Raw genomic sequence first — 20,339 nt, 5'->3', positions numbered from 1 at the left:
TTTCGCTCCCCTTTTTAGGGGAGCGTTTGTTATTCAACATTCGGTTTATTCCGGTTTTAACGACTTAATCAGCTCAGCTGCCGAGATAAAGTCATACCCATTTAGCGCGTTATCCACTTCAATCAGCACCTGTCGTACATCGGTAGGTAAGCTCATATCAAGTAAGTCTTTACACTGAGTTTTCGCCTCACTACTAAATGCTAATAGCTGTGTTTGCAGTTGTTTTATCCCTTGCGTTACTTCGGCACTATTTTCTATCACCTCTGTTTGTAAATCCTCAGCGATTACCTCTGCTGTGTGCGGCGTTACTAGCAGAGGCTTAATCTCATTCATTACTTTTGCCAGTTCTAAGGTAATTTCATCGAGCTGACTCATTATTCGTTCGCTATCGGCCTTTAACTCAGCCGATGTTTCCAACTCGGAGGCGAGCTGTTGTAATTGCTGCGCACCAATATTGGCGGCATTGGCCTTTAGTGTGTGCGCAAGGCGGGTTGAATACTCCCAATCAAGTTCCGACCAAGCATTATTGAACTGATTTAAGAAATCACTCTGCCCTTGAGTAAAGCGCAATAAAATGCGTCCATATAATTCTTGATTTCCATTGCAGTAGGCAAGCCCTGCTTGTTGTGAAAGCGTCACACGCTGTTCTTTATTATCAATACGAACGTTATCGCAACTGTTCTGATTGATATCCGGCTCAACACTGGTGCTATTTCCCTTCGCAAACCAACGCGTGAGCACTTTGAACATCTTTGCGACATCAATAGGCTTAGAGATATAATCGTCCATTCCTACTTGTAGGGCTTTCTCTCTATCACCTGACATAGCATTGGCGGTCATCGCAATAATAGGCACAGTCACTCCCATTTCTCGCAGATGTTTAGTGGCTGAATAACCGTCCATTAGGGGCATTTGTATATCCATCAAAATACCATCAAAGCTACCCTGTTGGGCTTTATCTAAGGCTTGTTTACCGTTACTTGCCACTTCAACTTTAATTGACTCTGCTTCAAGCAAGGTGACGGCAATTTCTTGGTTGAGATCGTTGTCTTCAACAAGCAGTAGTGTAATCCCTGACAATAATGCTTTTGCTTGAGACTCAAGCATTGAGGTTTGCTCAAGCATAGGAAGGTCACTATCGGTTTGTGGCAAATCAACAATGGCATCAAATAAACTCGATGCGGTTAGGGGTTTGCGCACCACAAAATCAACATAAGGGTTATTTTGCAAGGCAGAGCTATCCTCTGTCACACTGGCAGCCACCATCAGGCAGGTATTTAACTTCTTGTCATTGATTGATTTAAGTTGCTGACTGGTATCCACACCATCAAGTTGTGGCATGTCATAATCAATAATCGCCAAATCAAACCGGCCGCCCTCTTTGTTGCAAGTTTCTAGCGCCTGCGAACCACTGCTGGCAACCGACACATTGGCTCCCAAACTTTTAATCAAATCGCGGATCACGCCAAGAGCGACGGGGTTATCATCGACCACCAGTACTTTCATACCATAGAGCCCATAACGCTCTTTGTTGTCCGGTTTGCTTTGATTGACCCCGACCCAAATATCAAACGTAAAGCAACTGCCTTGATCAGGCTTGCTAGTGGCGCTAATACTCCCCTCCATCAACTCAACCAACTTACTAGAGATACTCAGCCCAAGCCCAGTACCGCCGTATTTTCTGGTGGTCGATGCATCCGCCTGCGAAAAAGACTGGAACAACTGCGATTGCTGTTTTGCCGTCATGCCAATCCCCGTGTCTTGCACCGAGAATTGCAGTTGGCAGCGACTGCCTTGCCAGGTGAGCAGTTTCACCGAGATCAAAATCTCTCCTGAGTGGGTAAATTTGACCGCGTTTGAACCTAAATTGAGCAGCACCTGATTTAAGCGCAATGGATCACCCTCTATCTCTTTAGGAATGTGAGGATCAACATCAAACAGCAATTCTAGTTTCTTCTCTTCCACTTTAAGTGAAAGTACGTCCGCTAAGCTCTCTAGGGTGTTATCGAGATTAAAATTAACCCTTTCAACCACCAGCTTACCCGCTTCAATTTTAGAAAAATCAAGAATATCGTTAATGATCCTCAGCAGTGATTCAGCCGCACCATTAACTTTGCTGATATAGTTTCGCGCCTTATCATTAAGCTCGGTTTGCAAGGCCAGATAAGACATGCCGATAATGGCATTCATCGGCGTTCTTATTTCATGGCTCATATTGGCTAAGAAATTAGATTTGGCATTGCTAGCCTCTTTCATGGCGTTGGCGGCGCTAATGAGTGAGGTAATATCTTGAATCGAGATCAGAGTAAAACGCCCGCTAGACAGCAAAATAGGCGTTAGCATGACCTTTAAGTAGACTAATTCACCACTAGAGGAGTTTAAGGTCAGTTGTTGGTCTTTTAGTAGCTCAATGGGCTCATCTTTTAACCAAAACCTATCCATCGCTTCTTTGACTTGCTTTTCAATGTCAGCAGAAAACAACTGCGCGAAACTGCTGTTAAGTAGCTCAGGCTCGGATTTTTCCAAAAGTTGACTGGCGGCAAGGTTGACCTGAATGATCTCCCCTTTATCATCTTCCATTAAAATCGCAGAGGGCGCTTCTTGCATCATGGCTTTGGTATTTTTCTCGGAAATAGAAAGCAGTTGTTGGTTTTGCTCAAGCTCTGAGGTGCGGGTTTGGACCAACGCTTCAAGCTCTGACTTAGATCGTTGCGAAAGCAGATAGGATCGACGACCGACAAACATCATAAATGAGGCAATCGCAATAATCACAATCAGGGCGATGATCAACAGACCCAGCAGTACCTCTCGAGTGGCGTGATAATCACTAAGCACTTCATCCATATCAATTTGTGCCACTATGCCTATCTCAATATCAGGGATCCAGCGCCATGATCCCATCACTAGCTTGTCTAGGTAATCTTGGTAATTCTCAAGGTTAGTGTCGTTTTCCACATCGAGTGGATGCTGTGCAAAAGTCTGCTCTAACAACTTAGAATCCATAGTAATGGAAAGAATGGAGGTCAGGTTATCGCCTAAAATGCCATCTTCTAATAACTTAGATTCAAAGCGGTTTCGGCTAAGCATGATCCCTTCTCGGCTAATAGCAAATTGCTCACCCGTACGCCCAATATTGGAGATACGAAACAAGTTAGAAAAGCCCGCTCTTGGGTCAATTCCCAGCGCAAAAATAGCCACTACCCGCCCCGCACTATTGGCGATCGGGCTTAGCAAAAACATCGCAGCATCAGGGGTCCCTTCTATGCCTCCAGTCATAGATCGCACCTGTGTATGTACCGGAGGCACTAACACCACCTCACCATCCCATACTCGCGCCAGTAAATTAGGCGCTTTCTCAAACAGTAAATTTTGCGTGCCTAAGTCGCTATCTCTGTCTGATGCTAGGGTGATGTTGCCCTCACCAATAACATAAAAACCCGAATTAGATGACAATAAAGCTCGGTCATGCACAAACTGGCGAATCTTAGTCAGCACCGGCGTTTCTTGGAGTAATGCAGCGCGCTCAACTTGATCATCACTAATGGCAGATAGCTGCCCCATAATCTCAGATAAAACCGAGAACTCCGCAGTCAGTATCAACTTAACTAAGGCGCGTTTTTCCGCAACCCATTCATATAACAGGTTTTTAGCACCATCTTGAGCAAGATCGAGCTGGATTTGATAATTTTCTATTTCACTTTGTTTTAAAGTATTTAAAGCCAAAGAGATAGAAACGATAAAAGCGATACAGATAGAAATGGTCAGACTGATAAAAATCTTGATTTGATTTGCTGAGCCAAAGAACTCATGAAACAGCTTTCTTTTTTGCAGCCAAACGGTCCATATTAAAACGAACAATGCAATGGAGGCGAACATGATAAAGAAAGTCCAGCGCATCTTTTCAACGCGCCACAACGATTCTTCATGATCAATGGCTTGTTCAAACAATTGCTCGGAAGCACCCAGTTTATTCGAGTACCATTTACTTCTCATTTCTTCTAGTTTTGCTGGGCCGATTTGTTTAAGCCCCCAATTGATCAATTCGACGAGCTCAGGGGCATCTTTACGCACACACACAGTGCTGACATCGGGAAGTGTATTGGCAAACGGTATGAACTGCACTGAATCCAAACTGCCGACTTTGGCCCAATAGTGCATGCTTGATTGATACGCAAGAAACACATTGATAGAACCGTTAGCGACTAAGTTCACCGATTGTTCATTATCGACGGTATAGGTGAGCTGAATTCGGTCTATGGCTGATTTGATGTGATTTTGTAGCGCGCTGCCTTGGATCGTGCCCACAATGGTAGCGCTATTCCAATTGTTGATATCCGCAAGCTGCGGCGAGTCTTTATTAATCAAAAAACCAGGGGCTTGCATGGCGATGGGTTCTGAGAATAAAAATTTACTTTCACGCTCATGGGTGCGGCTACATACGGCTAAAATATCGGTCTGCCCTTGCTCCAACGCCACCAACTGTTGATTCCAGTTACGAGTATTATCAGCAATAAAGCGCACTGGCAGTACCCTGTCTAATGCTGCATAAAGCTCGCTAGCAAAACCGCTGTGCAGACCCTGCGCGTTAATAAAATCATCCGGATGCAAATCAAATGAAGGGCTGTATCTGACCACAGGATGTTTTTCTACCCACGCCACTAAATGCGCTGGCAATTCTGCGCTTTCACGAGCTCCGGCCTCTTTTGCCTGAGTGTCAGAAAGTGCTGGAAACGAAAACCCGAGCCAAGCAATTAAAACAATCCATTGAACATATTTCGCCACGAACAGTCCTTTTCTTTGAGCACGACAATGTGCGTACTCATTTCATCCATAAACCAATTCAATATAGCTTAGTTCAAAATCGGTAAGGCATGAGCTTTCATGTTAATTTTCAAAGGTTTGCTACACTAATAACACATGGATTGCAGTTGCATATATCAAAGAGGATTACCTAGTGACATCTACGCTAACATTAACGCAGACATTGGCCCTAACAAGGTTTCAATTTTCGACATTGGTGTTGTCGGTAGTCGCATTGCTATCACTGTTTACATTAACCCTCAGTTTTCCTGCTTATTCCGACACAGCCCTGCCCAGCGAACTGTCCACTCAACAGCCACGCATCATACGCATGGCGCCTAAACAATCCGCAGAAGATGTCTCACATAGCTATCTAGTGTCACTTTTAGAAATTGCTATCAAAGAAACTGAACATGATTTTGGCCCTGCTAAATTAGACTTTATGCCAATACAGTTAGGTCAAAATTTGGTTCTGCCACTGCTGGATATTGAAGGTATTTTAGATACTGTCGCTTCAGCGCCAACCGTGAAGCGAGAAGTGCAATTTCGCGCAGCTCGATTTCCTTTGCTGATGGGACTGCTTGGGTATCGCATGATGCTGATTCGCCCAGAAGATGAAGCTAAGTTTTTAGCCATTAGCCGCCCAGAACAACTCAAAACATTAAAGGCATGTCAGGGGTCGGCGTGGCCAGATTCTAAAATTCTCGAAGATCAAGGTTATAACGTCATTCGAGTCGATAAATTTGAAACCATGTTCGACTATTTGATCAATGGTAGATGTGATTACTTTCCTCGTGCCATTACCGAAGGCTACGGAGAGCTAGAAGCTTACAATGCAGCCAATCCTGATAAACCTTTGCTGGCATTTGATAAAGTATTATTGCACTACACTGTGCCGCTGTTCTTTTTCACCAGTCATAAAAACTTTTTACTGGCTTATCGCATAGAAACCGGGCTGATCCGCGCCAATGAAAAAGGGCTGGTGGAACAGTTGATGAAAACCCATCCAGTCACAAAATCGGCCTACCCTCTAGATAAATGGCAAGAATCCATTGTATTTGAAGTGGCGATCCCTGACTTGTTAAAAACCATCCCGATAGAGAAGAAGCACTACTGGCAGCACCTGCCTGCTCGCAAGCACTAAAAAAGGTCTCACAGGAAAGCCTGTAAGACCTAAAAATACACAATTACATAAGAGCGCGGTTTATTGCTCTGCGGTTGCGTCAGTAGCTTCTGAGTTCGTTTTATAGGCCTTATTCGAAGAGAGCTTAAGCTGATTGCTAGCTCGACTTTCTATTTTTGCCACCAAAGAATCCCAGCGGATGCCGCGTTCTTTTTCAAAAAGCGATTCAAAGTTGTCGGCACTCCATTCATGAAATGCTAGCGGATCAAGAGCGCGTCCCACAAAGCGAATTTCATAGTGAAGGTGTGGACCCGTTGAAAAACCAGTATTGCCCGAATAAGCGATCAACTGTCCTTTTTCGACAAAATCACCCGATTTTACTTTGAATTTTTGTAGATGAGAGTATGAACTGGAAAAACCGTATGAGTGTTGCAATCTCAAGAAATTACCCGAGCCCACATCACTTGGCCTAACCACTTCAACCACACCATCGGCGGAGGCATACACAGGAGCCCCTGTATTCACCGCATAATCAATGCCACGGTGTAAGGTTTTTTTGCCCGTTTTAGGGTGGATACGGTAGCCGTAGTGTGAAGATACTCGCACATCCCCAACAGGCGAACCGTTAGGAATATTGTTCAGCATATTAAGACGAACAGATGAAGTGACAGCGGCGGCATCTAAGCGACTTTCCAGCTCACCGTCTTTGTCAGATACCCCAAGAACAACTTCTAAATCCCCTAGCCTATCAGACACTTGTTGTAGTCGTTCTTCACGAGCACCAAGATCGCCTTCGAGTTCCAGTTTTAGATTTTGTAAATGTTCGACTTCTTCACTGAGTTTTAAAGAGCGGTTCTGCAACTCTGTTTGTTTAGAAACCGCAAATTCAACTTCGTTATTAAGATAATAAATAGACACACAGGCAGCAATAATTGCTGCCACCATGAAATAACCGAAGGTTTTAAGACAACGCTGTAATATTTTTCCTAACTGGAAATGACGCGTACCATCCACAGTGGAGACGGTGACTATCACATGCTCTTTCATTGATACCTTGCTATCTGATTATTTTTTAACCGGATGCGTATTTTACTTGAACCAACGAAATCAGCAAGTTTAAATCTCATTTTTGATAGGTTAGCAGTGATTAAAACTCTTTATCAGCAAAACCGGTTACTTCATCCACACGTAATGCTTTACCTAGTTTAGTTAAAGGGTGCACGACAACCAGTCCTTTCACACGACGCTTAAGCTGCCCCATATCGGCCTGCTCTTGTTTAGTGATAGGGCGAGAAAATGGTTTGTCAGAAAGTTCTTTACGCTCTTTGTTGAGATCGTAGCTTTCTTTGTGTTTAAGTTGAGCAACTTGCTTTTCTAATTTCGCCATCTCTCTTTCAAATTGTTGAATGATAGATTGGTCGCGTCTTTCAACTGCCGCGGCAAGTTTATGTTTGTATTTATCGATTCGGTTGTTCAGGTTTTGGATTTCTTTTTTTGCAGACATTTGCCGCTCCTAGTAAAAAACGTGCCGTCCTAGGACGGCACGTTAAATTTGATAATGGAAGTAATAGCTGAAGTATATAGTGTTTGCCGATGAAACGACAAATTGATTACTGGGTAATGACAAATCCGCGCTTAAGATTCCGCTTGTTTACGAATTGCTTTCAGTAAAACCGACGTATCCATACGCCCTAGCCCTTCTTCAGATAGCGCTTTATAAGCGTCAGTGCTAGCTTGAGTAAGAGGAAGCGTCAAATTATGTTGCTTTGCTTCTTCTAAGCAGAAACCCAGATCTTTGATCATCCAATCAATGGCAAACCCAAAATCAAACTTATCTTGCGCCATGGTTTGCGCTCGGTTTTCCATCTGCCATGAACCTGCCGCGCCATTTTTCAGGCAATCCACCAGCGTTTGTACATCCAAACCTGATTTCTCAGCAAGTAATAAGCCCTCAGATAACCCAGTTAACGCGCCTGCAATACAGATTTGATTGACCATTTTAGCGCGCTGACCTTGCCCTGCTTTACCCATCAATACCGATGATTTCGCATAAGCTTCAAACACGGGTTGCATCGCATCAAAGTCTGATGCTTCGCCACCACACATCACAGTCAGAACGCCATTTTCTGCGCCCGCTTGACCGCCAGACACAGGAGCATCCATAAATCTTAATTGTGCTTTAGTGCAAGCCTCGAATAACTCTTCGGCAAGGTTGGCAGAAGTGGTGGTATGGTCCACTAAAATGGCGTCAGCTTTCATGTGAGCTAATGCACCAGTCGCCGAGGTAGTCACACTGCGTACATCGTCATCATTGCCCACACAGACCAAAACAACATCCGCGCCATCAACACACTCAGCAACAGTAGCAAATGCTTGTCCTGTATAATCAGCAGCCCATTGCTGAGCTTTGCTAGTGGTGCGGTTATAAACACGCACATCAAAACCGGCTTTCGCTAAATGACCTGCCATCGGGTATCCCATGACCCCTAAACCAAGAAAACTGACTCTCATAATTTGCTCCTGCTTATCGCTATAGTGTGCTTCTATTCAGGGTACCACGCGTATCAATAAAATTGATGCAAAAAAAAGAGCAAGCCAATAGCTTGCTCTACAATTCACAGTCTCCGATCCCATTACATTAGATCAAAGACGATTTACTTAAACTTGAACTATTACAGTTCAGCGTTGTGATAAACCTGTTGTACGTCATCGCAGTCATCAAGAAGATCTTGGAACTTCTGGAATTTCTCTGCGTCTTCACCCGCGATTGGGGTTTGAGTTTGAGGTACAAAAGTGATCTCTTCCACATCCATAGTAATATCAGGGAAAGAAGCGTTTAACGCAGTTTTGGTCTTGAAGAACTCAGTATGCGGAGCGAATACAGTGATCACACCGTCTTCTAGCTCAACGTCAGTTACGTCAACGTCTTCCATCATAAGAGCTTCTAGAATCACTTCGTCGTCTTCACCTTTAAACTGGAATACAGCTTGATGATCAAACATGTGTGAAACAGAACCTTCAACACCGATTTTAGCGCCTACTTTAACAAAACATTGGCGAACGTCTTGGAAAGTACGGTTGCCGTTATCTGTTAGACAGTCAACGATAACGCTTGTGCCGCCAGGACCAAAGCCTTCGTAGCGTGCTGGTTGGTAATCTTCACCACCGCCACCGCTCGCTTTATCAATGGCTTTATCGATAACGTGCGCAGGAACTTGGTCTTTCTTCGCTTTAGCAATCAAATGCTTTAGCGACAGGTTCATATCTGGATCTGAACCACCGTTCTTTGCACACATGTAAATTTCTTTACCGTACTTAGAATATACTTTAATTTTTGCGCCAGCTGTTTTGGCCATTGAGGCCTTGCGCACTTCAAAACTTCTTCCCATCGGGATCTACTCTCTAATTCTATGTCTCAGAAAAAGTCACAGTCACCAGCACGCAGCTGATAATCCAAAAAACTACCTTAACCAATCCTAGCAATCAACTGCTCATTCTAGCGGGTTAAACTGCCGTGATTGGCTTTAAATTCATCATCTGTCGATATTTCGCAACAGACTCATCAAACCAAAGCACGTGTTGTTCGCTTTTAAGCTTGCTGCGTTGCTCTGAAATATCGAGTTCAGTACCCTGCGAGTTTTTGACTTTCCACACCAAATAAGATGCTTGTTTGTCTAACTCAACGCGGTATTTGTCTTCAGCAGGAAGTTTAGAAAGATTTATCGACATGTGAGGTTTTTTATACGAATTCGTGTTGCGTAATATAACACATTTTCAGAGGATGAAAAAACGAGAAAATTTACACTGTAAAGTGGCTGAATTTATAGGCAAAAACAGCATTCGAAAATTGCTTTCGCTCGCACACAAACCACTGCAATCTATACAATAATACTTTGATATATAAACAAAAATGCATACACCGTTTTAAACATAGTGTATGCATTTCAAGACCGTAATTAATACTGGATCACTAATTACGGAACGCTTTGTCACCACTGTGTACTTAATCTAATACGCGTCTAATCAAATTAAGTACCGACCTGGTGACGGGGTAAAATTAATGCAACAGCCCCAACTATCGAGCTTCTTCCAGTGTCAATCCACTTTCCCTGATTTCACGCATTTGTTCTATTCGGCGTCTTGCCTCTGCAGATTTTAACTGTTTATTCGAAGTAGTGGCGCGGGTTGCATTCAATTCATCCCACGAACCCGCGAGATCTTGCATCTCTTCTCGGCTTATAGAATTAATAGACATCGCTTTGCTCCTAGAATAACAATAATTTATAGGGTTTTTACCCTACTGCTTAATAACAGAACCCTTAGCTATTTTGGTAATTTAGCTGAGTTCTTCTGACCTCGATATTGATATCAACCTAACCCCTCCCTGTTAAGAGTTTTAGAACTAAAATGTGATGCAGTTATCAAGCGTGTTTTTGATTTATTGGCATAGACTGCATTTGACTACATTTTAACCGTTTTTGATTTACACTTATTATGAATATAGTTGAAGAGGGAGGTTTTCGTGAATCAGCTGGATCAGTGGCAACAGCAAGTGTCGCATTGGCATAAAGTGCGGAAGCATGATCAAGTAGAAACGCTTGCCCGACTTATCAATAATGCTCCGTCAGAGTTATGGGGGCCAGAATTATCGATCGAGCAAAGTCAGGGATTAGGATATTGGTTAGATGGCTGTGCACGTATTTATCAGCACCATTTAGAGCAAGGGAATACCGCCGGTGCCTACTCGTATCTATGTTTGGCGCAAGCTCGTTTAGAATCTGTGGTGTGTCGAGCTGAAGTGGATCAAAATATTCGCTGCAGTTGCTGTCGTAAATTAGAGCAGATAATGGTATTGATCTTTGAGTTTTGTAAAAAACAACCCGATCCAAAGTGGCAAGTAGAACTGCAAAATCAAATAGAAACGCATGTTAAATTTTTAACCCACTACCCTTTTAATGAATCTCCAATCCCTGTGCTCAAGCCGTCTGCGAACTAAAAAACCCGCATAGATCTTATGTTAATCACGATCTATGCGGAAGCATGATCAAGAGCCTGAAGCGATCTCTCTAAGGACTCGCATAACTGTTTCATCGTAATGCCCTTCAAAGATCTGTCGACACACTTTACGTCGCACCGCTAAACCTAAGATCAAGCGTTCGATCGAAAGGTGCACACCTTCAGAATCTTGGTTGTACAACTCAATGGTGCGACTAAGGGCTTCGTAACTCACCACTTTGTCTTCCACTCTTAACCAATCTAGCTTCTCTAATAGCTCCTGACACTCTTCCCGAATAGATACCGGTGAATGACCAGTCATTGCTGACAAAGCCGTTATACTGCGTTCAAGAGCCTCTGGAGAGGTATATTTAGTTAAACTTATGGTGATCTCTTCAGCGTTGATCTCTACTAAGTGCTTACGTAATTTAACTCGGCGGCCTAAATGCCCTCTTGGAGAGGTTTTCTTACGCTGAATTGGCTCAAACTCGCCATCGATGATTTCCGCTAACTCATCGAGTTTCTTCTTAGAAACCATTTCGTGGCGCAATGGGTTAGGCAAGGTCGGCGCCATGTTGCGCTTACCGGCATTGGTGGTTCTAGCTCGAGCATAACGAATCACTTCTTCCGCGTTACATTTGATATCAACTTGGTAGTCTTTCACTTTGCCTTTGGTTTCTAAGACGCTCAGTGTTAGGTGATAGCCCCACAAGTTCACCACAAACAGTTCATCATTGCCTTTACCGTTAGACAGCTTCTTCAGCTCGCGTAATAAATCCATCGAGAAACGACGCCATTCTATGTTTCTCGCCAGTTTCTGATTTAACTCACTGAGTAACATGCTGTCGTTAGTGCGACGGGACATTCTGCTTCTGAAATACGAGTACAGTTGGAACACCAAGGTGTGCTGACGTAAAATTTCTGGTGGGAACAAGAAGAAATAATCACGTGTTAGCAGCTCTTCATAAAACGACGGCTCCCAAACCAAAATATAGAGATTAGGTTTGATTTTAATCTCGCCTGCTTCGTTCTCGGTTGGCGCTTCTTCAGAGGCGGTGATTGTTCGAGCTAAGAAACGAAAACGATCACTTTTAAAGCCCTCAGGCATGTTTTCACTTAACCACTGCCCTGTTAATTCATGTAATTGAAAATCGGTGTATTCAATTCTGTCTATGCTGTCACGAATAGAATCACGCGCCGGACCACTGTCTTTTTTGCCCCTAAGAGACAGGATATCAGTGATGTACAATGGGGTTTTATTCGGCGCAATCTGAGCATTGATGTGATAATTATCTTGATGATGATCGTGGTATTGCACGGTTAGGGTAAACAGCGCAAACAAAGTCATGAGATCATCCACGGTCATAATGTGTTTGGAAGATCGAGTTTCGATTACTGCACGTGTCCCCGAAATTGAAACCATTGATTTTTGGTAGTTTTTACGGGTTCTTGGCGGCGCTAATGCTTGATCAATAATACCGGCCCAGTTAGTTGGAGACACGACAAATTGATCGGCTTCGTCTAACATTGCGGGTGGATTGTTTAATCCGTGTTCGCTGAGTAGTTGTTTATTAACGTGAGTTTGAGCAAGTGCCTGGGTTTTTTTCTTCTTCGCGGTTTTTTTACTGGTTTCGGTTTGTAAACTTCCGGTACCTAAAGTTGTGATAAGCAAAGATGGGTTTACAAACTTATGCAGCATGGTTTTTCCAGCAAGGCCTGTTTCAAAACGTACTGGAGTTTGGCCAAATAAACCTATGTTCACTGCCGCTCGTAAGCGCTGTTGGATAGCTGCACGGGTAATTTGACCGTCTGTTGCATCGATGAGTTCAGTGGTCGAAACCAATCCGTCTTTGCTGCTCATTCCACGTAGCGAAATGAGATTAAGCAATTCTATGATGCTTTTGGTAACACCCTTGAAATGTTGATACTGCTCAATCCATTCGATTGCTGCATCATTGACTTCAAATAAATGGCCATCTTTGTGACTTCTAGGTTGTTTAATCAAGATCTTAGTGTCTTTGGTCATTTATTATCCGTCTACATTCAATCGTAACTTAATCATTGTTCCGTATAGCTTAAGAAAAATTCTTCTAAAAAGAAAGAAAAATTATAGAGGTTTTTTAAAACTGATCTTTTTGTTTAAAACTGATCTTATTGATAATGTGATCTAATGATCCGGGCTTTAATTTGGCTGTAAGTTACTGATTAGAATAGAGTAATTTTTATGGTGTTTCGGAGCGATGATCAAGGTTACTTCGAAAGAATGATCATACAGAATACGTAAACATGATCAGTGATTTGCGGAAGTGTGATCAACACAATCAATGAACCATGATCAAGTAAGCAACGAAAGCATGATCATTGGGTGTGAACAACTTATCCACAGTGCATGAGTACGTTTATTGAACGCTGTCGTGGATCTAATGCATTGTTTGTTCTTCTCATTCCATTCTACCCCGTTATAAATCTTCAAAACCCTGATTTTCAAACGCTTTAAACAATGGAAGCATGATCATGAGTATCATTGATCCCTTGTTCCGCTTAATTTGTAACTGTCCAATTTGTTTGAATTATTTCATTGGTAAACGCAAGCCAGTTTAAGTTGGTTCCTTACTTGGATTGAATATTATTTTATTTGCGTACAAATTGGTGGAAGCATGATCAAGTTAATTGGTTTTGCGTGATTTGATGATGCGTTTGTAAATGAATTGCGCCTTTTTTACCCCCTATTCTTTGTAAATGCCCATTCTACTTGATGTTTACCGTAATCTAGCGAGTAATTTACATGCTTCCGTATTGAAAAAACACTTGATCATCGATCCGGAAAAGATCCTCTTAAGTGTATGTAAACTGTGATCATCAACAAAGGAGAGTCTGTTTAAGCATTTCCTTGATCATCGTTTCGAATTTCCTGAATTCTCTTAGATATTCGTTTTTTTCTCTAGGAAGAATGATCAAGAGTCGACCTTGATCATTCTTCCTAATTCCTGTGTTGATAATGTCTCGAGATTTTGCCATGCAATCTTGAAAAAAGAGCAATAGTTTAAATATACGTTCGGTTGTCGGTGGTTTTGTTTTATTGGATTGCAAATGACCGTAATTCGTACAGGTTTTATCATCGTTCCGTTTATGGAAATAAAAATGAGCTTTTTGCTGTCTATTTAGCCTACCCTACCTTATTTTACGCCTTTTCGTCTGTTTACATTGTAAATAAGTGACTCCTGTAACTTTTAAAATCTATGTGATTTTTCGACTCGTTATTGGTGTAAAATAGACGTCAATATAGAGATATTACAGGTTATTTATGTGATTCAACCCATTAATAAATGTTCAGCACTTAGTTGAATTATCTTGTGTTAGCTGTACAATTAACTTAGTCATACATTTATGGGAAGAATGATGAAAAGAGAATCAACGATAGATAATCTTTATCAATTAGCAGAACAAACAAAACAGGTTCAAGCTGATCGTATTGAAATTGTATTGGAAGAGCGAAACGATGAGCACTTCCCTGCAATGTCTAAAGCATTGATGGAAACTCGCTCTGGTTTGACTCGCAGAAAGCTAGACGACGCTATCAGCAAAATGGAAGCTAAAGGGCATCAATTTACAAAAAACAACGCCAACCACTACTCTATTTCTTTAGAGGAGGCTCATCATTTGATGGAGTCTGCTGGCGTTGAAATGTTTCACGAGCGCAAGCGAAATCAAAATAATAAGCCTTGGGTTGTCAATGTGCAAAACCAAAAGGGTGGCACAGGTAAGTCGATGACTGCGGTTCACTTAGCGGCTTGTTTGGCACTGAATTTAGATAAGCGCTACCGCATTTGTCTTATTGACTTGGATCCACAAGGGTCACTGCGACTGTTTTTAAACCCGCAGATCAGTATTAGCGAGCACGATAATATCTATTCTGCAGTTGATATCATGCTGGATAATGTGCCAGAAGATACCGACGTGGACTTAGATTTTTTGCGTAAGAATGTGCTGCTTCCAACGCAGTATCCAAACCTGAAAACGATTTCAGCTTTTCCTGAAGATGCGATGTTTAACGCTGAAGCATGGCAATCACTATCGCAAGATCAATCTCTTGATATTGTTAAGCTACTTAAAGAAAAGCTTATCGATAAAATTGCCGATGACTTTGATGTGATCATGATTGATACCGGTCCACACGTCGATCCATTAGTTTGGAACGCCATGTACGCATCAAATGCGTTATTGATTCCGTGTGCTGCTAAGCGATTGGACTGGGCGTCAACGGTTAACTTCTTCCAGCATTTACCGACGGTATACGAGATGTTCCCTGAGGACTGGCACGGATTAGAGTTTGTTCGTATGGTGCCAACCATGTTTGAAGACGATAATAAAAAGCAGGTGTCTGTTCTGACTGAAATGAACTACCTGTTACAAGAACAAGTGATGATGGCGACCATTCCAAGAAGTCGTGCATTTGAAACTTGTGCTGACACATACAGCACTGTGTTTGACTTAACCCCTGGCGATTTTGAAGGGGGCAAGAAGACGCTCGCAGTTGCGCAAGATGCGGTGCAAAAAAGCGCATTAGAATTAGAACGTGTGCTTCATAGCCACTGGGCGTCATTAAATCAGGAGGATTAAGGTATGGCGATAAAAACATCCGACTTGAACGCTAAATTATTTGGTAAGGCTAACAAACGTAGAGCAACAACGCCTACAGAAGCGCAAACAGCAGTCAAAGAAAACGCACAGGTGATCGAGCTTGCCGTAGCAGGGCAGGATATGGTGTCCTTTCAGTTACAACGTATCCCTGCGGCGAAGATTGAAGAACAGACGGTAGTCTTTTCTGATAATGCCCGTGAACAAACGTTTCTTAACGAACATGCGCTGTCTGACATTCTAGATACTCTTAAAGATCGTGGTCAGCAATATCCAGCGGTCGGTAGAAAGAATAGCCAAGGTCAAATCGAAGTTCTTGATGGTAGTCGTCGTAGAAAATCGTGTATTTTGGCGGAGAAAGACTTTCTCATTTACGTTGCTGAAGACATAAATAGCGAACACGCTAAGTTTTTATCTGACGTTGCTAATGCGCATAAGCCACTTTCTTTGTATGAACGTGGCCGTGAAATGCAAGCCAAGCTGGATTCTGGTGAAGTGAGTGACCAAAAAGGGCTCGCATCTCTCTTTAAATGCAGTGAAGCATTGGTGAGTGGGGCATTAAAAGCGGCCTCATTGCCATTACCATTATTGCAAGCGTATCCAAACGTAACCGAGCTTGGGCGTCCAACTATCGTTAAGCTACATAAACAGTTTAATGAGCTTGAGGAGGCGGCACAGCAGGGTATTTTAGATAAGTGTCAGCAAGACGGTGCTTACGTTTGGCAACGTTTCAGCGGTATTAGCGAAGCTAAGATCACCAAGCAAGTTTCCTTGTTGCTTGAAGGCTGGATTGCTGAGGTTAACGAAACCACGTATAAAGAAGCGAAGAAACCGGTTGAACTGGTAAAAGGTAAAGCGACTTACGTTCGTAAAGGTCAGTCTTTAGCGTTGAACCTGAAAAAAATAGACGATTCTTTAGCGCAAGAAATTATTCAGTTTATCGAAGCCAAATTGAAATAATCGCTAGTCGTTGATTGAGCATAAAGCAGAATGAAAAACGGGTATCAAGTAATTGATACCCGTTTTTTTATGCGCCAATGGACGCGTAAGGTTTGACGGTTCTAAGATCAAATTCTTTTAAAATCGAGTAAATATGGTCAAACAAGTCGGCTTGGGCACGTTCATAATCTTTGATACTGGTTTTGTTGACGTAGCAGTAGATTTCGATAGGTAAGCCAAAACGGTTACTTTCCAGTTGTCTTACGACAATAGTTAAATCTTTTATGACCGCAGGATGCGTCGCGAGGTAACTGGCAACGTATTCGCGAAAGCACCCAAGGTTGGTTAAGCGTCTAAAGTTAATAGGGTCGGCATCTTCAGGTAAGGTTTTATTGTACTGCTCTATTTCTTTTTGCTTGCGCAATATGTGCGTCTTCAGCAGTCTAAATCGTTGCATGCGCTCTAGCATGTCGTTATCTAAAAAATCAATACTCTCAGTATCAATAAACAGAGCTCGTTTTATGCGTCTGGCGCCTGTTTCTTCAACGCCATACCAGTTAATAAAAGGTTCGCTGACTAAGGTTTGCGAAGGGATCATAGCAATGGTGTTATCCCAGTTTTTTACTTTTACGGTAGTGAGCGTTACTTCTTGTACAGTGCCATCTACGTTGTGATTATCGAGCTGTATCCATTCTCCGGTCGAAATCATTTTATTGGCGGCTAACTGAATGCCTGCGATAAACCCCATTATGGTGTCTTTCATAACAAAGGCGATCATCCCAGCCATTACACTGACACCGGATATGAGATAAATAGGTGTTCGATCTAAGATATGGGATATGGTGAGCAGCACCGCTAACGCCACAAAAGCGAGTTTGAAGAACTGCACCATGCCATGCAGTGGCAATCTATGTCCGAATTGTTTGGTGGAGAGCACTAACAAGGTAATATCGAAGATAGAGAACAGTGCTCGCAGAACGATAATCGCGGCGCCTATTTCTAAAAATGCATTGATGGTTTGGCCCAAAATAGTAATTTTAGGAATTATCAGTTCAATACTCGACATGACCAAGTAGTAGGGCACGATAAGAGAAATCTTTTCATGAAAGCGTTTAAGTTCGATAGCCCGCTTTATTTTATAGTCATAACCATGAGTACTTTTATTGACAAAAGTCCCAGTAAAACGATGAATGACTAAGTAGGTAACAGCGGAAAACAATAGCGTGACAAGTATCAGTGACACATCAGCGAAAAAATCATGCCTATCAAAAGTGATATCGAATAACGACAGGAATTCAATCAGCAGATGACCTAAATGGTCTGATACCCACGCGCCCGATGTTTGTTGTTGTTCCATTTAGATAAACCTCCCTGTTTTATCTTGTTTAGAGCAATCTGGGTAATTAAGTGATCAGCAATCGTGTTTTAACAAACTTGGCTGAGACGTTATTTACTGAGATTAATATCATACTAAGCCTTTCATTTAGCGAGAGTAAAGCAACATCGTCTTCGATAGAGTTTTGTTGTGATATTCATGTGTTGCTTTGTGCTGTGGCAAGTTTTTGTTAGCGTTAATTCCCTTCGCTATTCTGCTATTCTATGCCAATACAAGATTCCATAATTTAGGTGATGCCCTTGCCATATCGTTCTCATGCTCAGCAATTGCTAATTTTGCAAAGTCAGGCTTTTCAATCTCAACACCGTATCGGTGTGATATTAAAGGGTTCTGAGCAATGGCAGCAACAGGTGTTACAACATCTTGGAGAGTTGCATCGCTACCAACGGGCATTAGTGCTGGGTGAGCGCACGTTAAGTTATGCCGAAACAGTGACCTTTAAACAAGCACGACAAAAGCTAGGTCAAGAAAGTGATCTTATCGTAGCTGATCTTAACTGTGCCTTCGATGCCAATGGTTTTACTGCTGTTACGGGCACATTAAAGGGTGGCAGTTTATTGCTGATACTGCCTAACACTGATTCAGTTCAGTTTTCCGAGCTATGGATGGCACGTGCTTGTCAGTCATTTATCAGCATTTGTGAGTCTTCACCGAGTGTGATTGAGACCGGTTCCGATTTTACGCAGGTGCAAATGATACCCGCAGTTGATCGTTTCTCACAGCAACGACAAGCCATAGAGGCAATACATAAAGTATTAAGCGGGCATCGTAAACGCCCGCTAGTCATTACGGCAGATAGAGGGCGAGGTAAATCGGCTGCTCTTGGTATTGCCGCCGCACAAATAATTAAAAATTCAAACAAGCATGTTGTTATCACAGCGCCTAGTACGCAGGCAGTAAAAACATTATTCGAACACGCCAGTAAAGAGTTAGGTATAGCGCCGCAAAAAGGTTACCACCTTTGCCTAGAAACAGGGGCAAGTTTACGTTTTATTGCCCCTGATGAGTTGCTTCGAGATTCGGTCAATTGTGATTTATTGTTGGTTGATGAAGCTGCCGCCATTCCTTTGCCTCTTTTGCAATCCATTGTTGAGCGCTATCACCGAACTTGTTTCGCAACTACTGTGCACGGTTATGAAGGTTGCGGGCGTGGGTTTTCGATAAAGTTTTCTGCGTGGCTCAATCAACATCGGCCGGGCTGGAAGTCATTGAAACTGACTCAACCTATTCGTTGGAGCCTAGGAGATCCGGTGGAAGCATGGTTATTCGATACTTTCTTACTTGATGCGGAGATTGAATCTTTATCCTTAAATGATTATTCCGATGCCAAACTACTTGAGCTTGATATTACGGATTCCACGCACTGCGTTACCTCACTGCGTAAAGCTTTTGCTTTATTGGTGAATGCTCATTATCAAACCTCGCCCAATGACGTATTTCAATTGCTCGATGATCCAAATATTCGCCTCTATCAAGTGATATCACAGCAGCAGGTTGTAGGAGTGATACTTGGGTATCGAGAGGGCGGCCTGAACGAGTCACAATTACAAGATATCCAATTAGGAAAACGAAGACCTGCAGGGCATTTGGTTCCTATTTCATTAGTCAGTAACCTTGCCGATAACAGGCCAGCACTTGTTGCTAGCCTTCGAGTGATGAGAATTGCAGTTCACCCAGAAACGCAAGGCATTGGACTTGGCAGTTGGATGTTGTCTCAATTGGCGTCATTGCAAGAGCCGGAAGTTGCTTATCTATCAACAAGTTTTGGCGTCAACAGTGAGTTGTTTAACTTTTGGTGCAATAACGGGTTTGAGGCCGTTCGTTTGGGTAGTAAGCAAGACCAAGCGAGCGGGTGCTTCTCTGCCTCTATGGTGAAAGCTTTAAATAGCCTTGTAGGGTGGAAAGAGGATGCACAGCGTCAGTTGCAAATACACCTTATCGACACCGCTTCTGATATACATTTAAACCTGCCTACAACATTATTGCTTAGACTCTTTATATCCGAGACACAGAACACTCTGACTTTAAATGAACGTACTTATAAGCTGATCTCTAATTACACATTAGGTGGCGCTAGTTTTGAGGCGACACGAATTCTGGTACAACAGTTATTGGTTAGTCATTTGTCGTCTGTGCTACAGCGTTCTGCTGAGTATGATGCAAAGGATTATGCCGATCTTTCTTTGATTGCTGATTTATCGATTAAGAAACAAAGTTGGGCGAAGGTATGTCAAGAGCATGGATTCACTGGGCGCAAACAAGCAGAAGCTCAGTATCGTCAAGCGATTAGTTATTATCTTCTAACCACACAACCTGTCTGATTTACAGTGTAAATTAAGTCGTTGTTAATCGGCTGAGTTGCGGGCATCTTCAATTTACACTGTAAATTCAAAGTGCCGGTCATTGGTTATTAAAAAGGGTCACAACATCAAACTGTTGTGACCCTTT

General features: G+C 42.5%; 14 protein-coding genes and 1 pseudogene. 5 read left to right on the top strand and 10 right to left on the bottom strand.

Annotated elements, in window-relative coordinates; translation table 11 throughout:
* Nucleotides 1–45: 45 nt before the first annotated feature.
* Nucleotides 46–4,782, bottom strand: a complete 4,737-nt coding sequence (locus VHA01S_RS17775) for a response regulator (protein ID WP_023403254.1) — start codon at nucleotides 4,780–4,782, stop codon at nucleotides 46–48.
* 172 nt (nucleotides 4,783–4,954) lie between these two features.
* Here VHA01S_RS17775 and VHA01S_RS04945 point away from each other — a divergent pair, with 172 nt between their 5' ends.
* The gene (locus VHA01S_RS04945; RefSeq protein ID WP_023403253.1) at nucleotides 4,955–5,944 is read left to right on the top strand and encodes a transporter substrate-binding domain-containing protein; all 990 of its coding nucleotides are present in this window, start codon (nucleotides 4,955–4,957) and stop codon (nucleotides 5,942–5,944) included.
* A gap of 60 nt (nucleotides 5,945–6,004) precedes the next feature.
* On the opposite strand, the gene VHA01S_RS04940 is transcribed toward VHA01S_RS04945, so the two are convergent.
* The 6 genes from VHA01S_RS04940 to VHA01S_RS04915 all read right to left on the bottom strand — a co-directional run bounded on the left by VHA01S_RS04940 (nucleotide 6,005) and on the right by VHA01S_RS04915 (nucleotide 10,178).
* Nucleotides 6,005–6,970, bottom strand: a complete 966-nt coding sequence (locus VHA01S_RS04940; protein WP_023403252.1) for a M23 family metallopeptidase — start codon at nucleotides 6,968–6,970, stop codon at nucleotides 6,005–6,007.
* A 100-nt stretch (nucleotides 6,971–7,070) separates the two neighbouring features.
* Nucleotides 7,071–7,427, bottom strand: coding sequence for a YibL family ribosome-associated protein (locus VHA01S_RS04935; RefSeq protein WP_023403251.1), 357 nt, complete (start codon nucleotides 7,425–7,427; stop codon nucleotides 7,071–7,073).
* Nucleotides 7,428–7,558: 131 nt separating this feature from the next.
* The gene (locus tag VHA01S_RS04930; protein ID WP_023403250.1) at nucleotides 7,559–8,434 is read right to left on the bottom strand and encodes an NAD(P)-dependent oxidoreductase; all 876 of its coding nucleotides are present in this window, start codon (nucleotides 8,432–8,434) and stop codon (nucleotides 7,559–7,561) included.
* Between the two features lie 161 nt (nucleotides 8,435–8,595).
* Nucleotides 8,596–9,312: a YebC/PmpR family DNA-binding transcriptional regulator gene (locus tag VHA01S_RS04925; protein ID WP_023403249.1), complete on the bottom strand. Its 717-nt coding sequence runs from the start codon at nucleotides 9,310–9,312 to the stop codon at nucleotides 8,596–8,598.
* Nucleotides 9,313–9,427: 115 nt separating this feature from the next.
* Nucleotides 9,428–9,652 (bottom strand): DUF3283 family protein, encoded by a 225-nt coding sequence (locus VHA01S_RS04920; RefSeq protein WP_021714478.1) that lies wholly within the window; start codon nucleotides 9,650–9,652, stop codon nucleotides 9,428–9,430.
* Between the two features lie 346 nt (nucleotides 9,653–9,998).
* Complete coding sequence (locus VHA01S_RS04915) at nucleotides 9,999–10,178, bottom strand: PA3496 family putative envelope integrity protein (protein WP_023403248.1); 180 nt, start codon at nucleotides 10,176–10,178, stop codon at nucleotides 9,999–10,001.
* Between the two features lie 267 nt (nucleotides 10,179–10,445).
* Between VHA01S_RS04915 and VHA01S_RS04910 the strand changes: the two genes are divergently transcribed.
* Nucleotides 10,446–10,919 carry a DUF2753 family protein gene (locus tag VHA01S_RS04910; protein ID WP_023403247.1) on the top strand — a complete coding sequence of 158 codons (474 nt, stop codon included), beginning with the start codon at nucleotides 10,446–10,448 and terminating at the stop codon, nucleotides 10,917–10,919.
* Between the two features lie 48 nt (nucleotides 10,920–10,967).
* On the opposite strand, the gene VHA01S_RS04905 is transcribed toward VHA01S_RS04910, so the two are convergent.
* Nucleotides 10,968–12,944 carry a replication initiator protein RctB domain-containing protein gene (locus tag VHA01S_RS04905; protein WP_023403246.1) on the bottom strand — a complete coding sequence of 659 codons (1,977 nt, stop codon included), beginning with the start codon at nucleotides 12,942–12,944 and terminating at the stop codon, nucleotides 10,968–10,970.
* Nucleotides 12,945–13,239: 295 nt separating this feature from the next.
* Nucleotides 13,240–13,311: pseudogene (locus VHA01S_RS18780) on the bottom strand (hypothetical protein); the annotation flags it as partial.
* Nucleotides 13,312–14,317: 1,006 nt separating this feature from the next.
* On the opposite strand from VHA01S_RS18780, the gene VHA01S_RS04900 reads away from it, so the two are divergent.
* Both VHA01S_RS04900 and VHA01S_RS04895 read left to right on the top strand, forming a co-directional pair.
* Nucleotides 14,318–15,538 (top strand): AAA family ATPase, encoded by a 1,221-nt coding sequence (locus VHA01S_RS04900; protein WP_023403245.1) that lies wholly within the window; start codon nucleotides 14,318–14,320, stop codon nucleotides 15,536–15,538.
* A gap of 3 nt (nucleotides 15,539–15,541) precedes the next feature.
* Nucleotides 15,542–16,516 carry a ParB/RepB/Spo0J family partition protein gene (locus VHA01S_RS04895; RefSeq protein WP_023403244.1) on the top strand — a complete coding sequence of 325 codons (975 nt, stop codon included), beginning with the start codon at nucleotides 15,542–15,544 and terminating at the stop codon, nucleotides 16,514–16,516.
* Between the two features lie 67 nt (nucleotides 16,517–16,583).
* Here VHA01S_RS04895 and VHA01S_RS04890 read toward each other — a convergent pair whose 3' ends face one another.
* On the bottom strand, nucleotides 16,584–17,852 hold the full coding sequence (locus VHA01S_RS04890) for a mechanosensitive ion channel family protein (RefSeq protein ID WP_023403243.1): 1,269 nt from the start codon (nucleotides 17,850–17,852) through the stop codon (nucleotides 16,584–16,586).
* Between the two features lie 278 nt (nucleotides 17,853–18,130).
* Here VHA01S_RS04890 and VHA01S_RS04885 point away from each other — a divergent pair, with 278 nt between their 5' ends.
* A complete protein-coding gene (locus VHA01S_RS04885) occupies nucleotides 18,131–20,212 on the top strand; it encodes a tRNA(Met) cytidine acetyltransferase TmcA domain-containing protein (RefSeq protein WP_039970193.1) in 2,082 nt (693 codons plus the stop codon).
* Nucleotides 20,213–20,339 lie beyond the last annotated feature (127 nt).

It is taken from the genome of Vibrio halioticoli NBRC 102217, assembly GCF_000496695.1.
Lineage (GTDB): Bacteria > Pseudomonadota > Gammaproteobacteria > Enterobacterales > Vibrionaceae > Vibrio > Vibrio halioticoli.
Note: the sequence above shows the minus strand (reverse complement) of the source record. Positions and strands in the feature narration are given on the sequence as shown.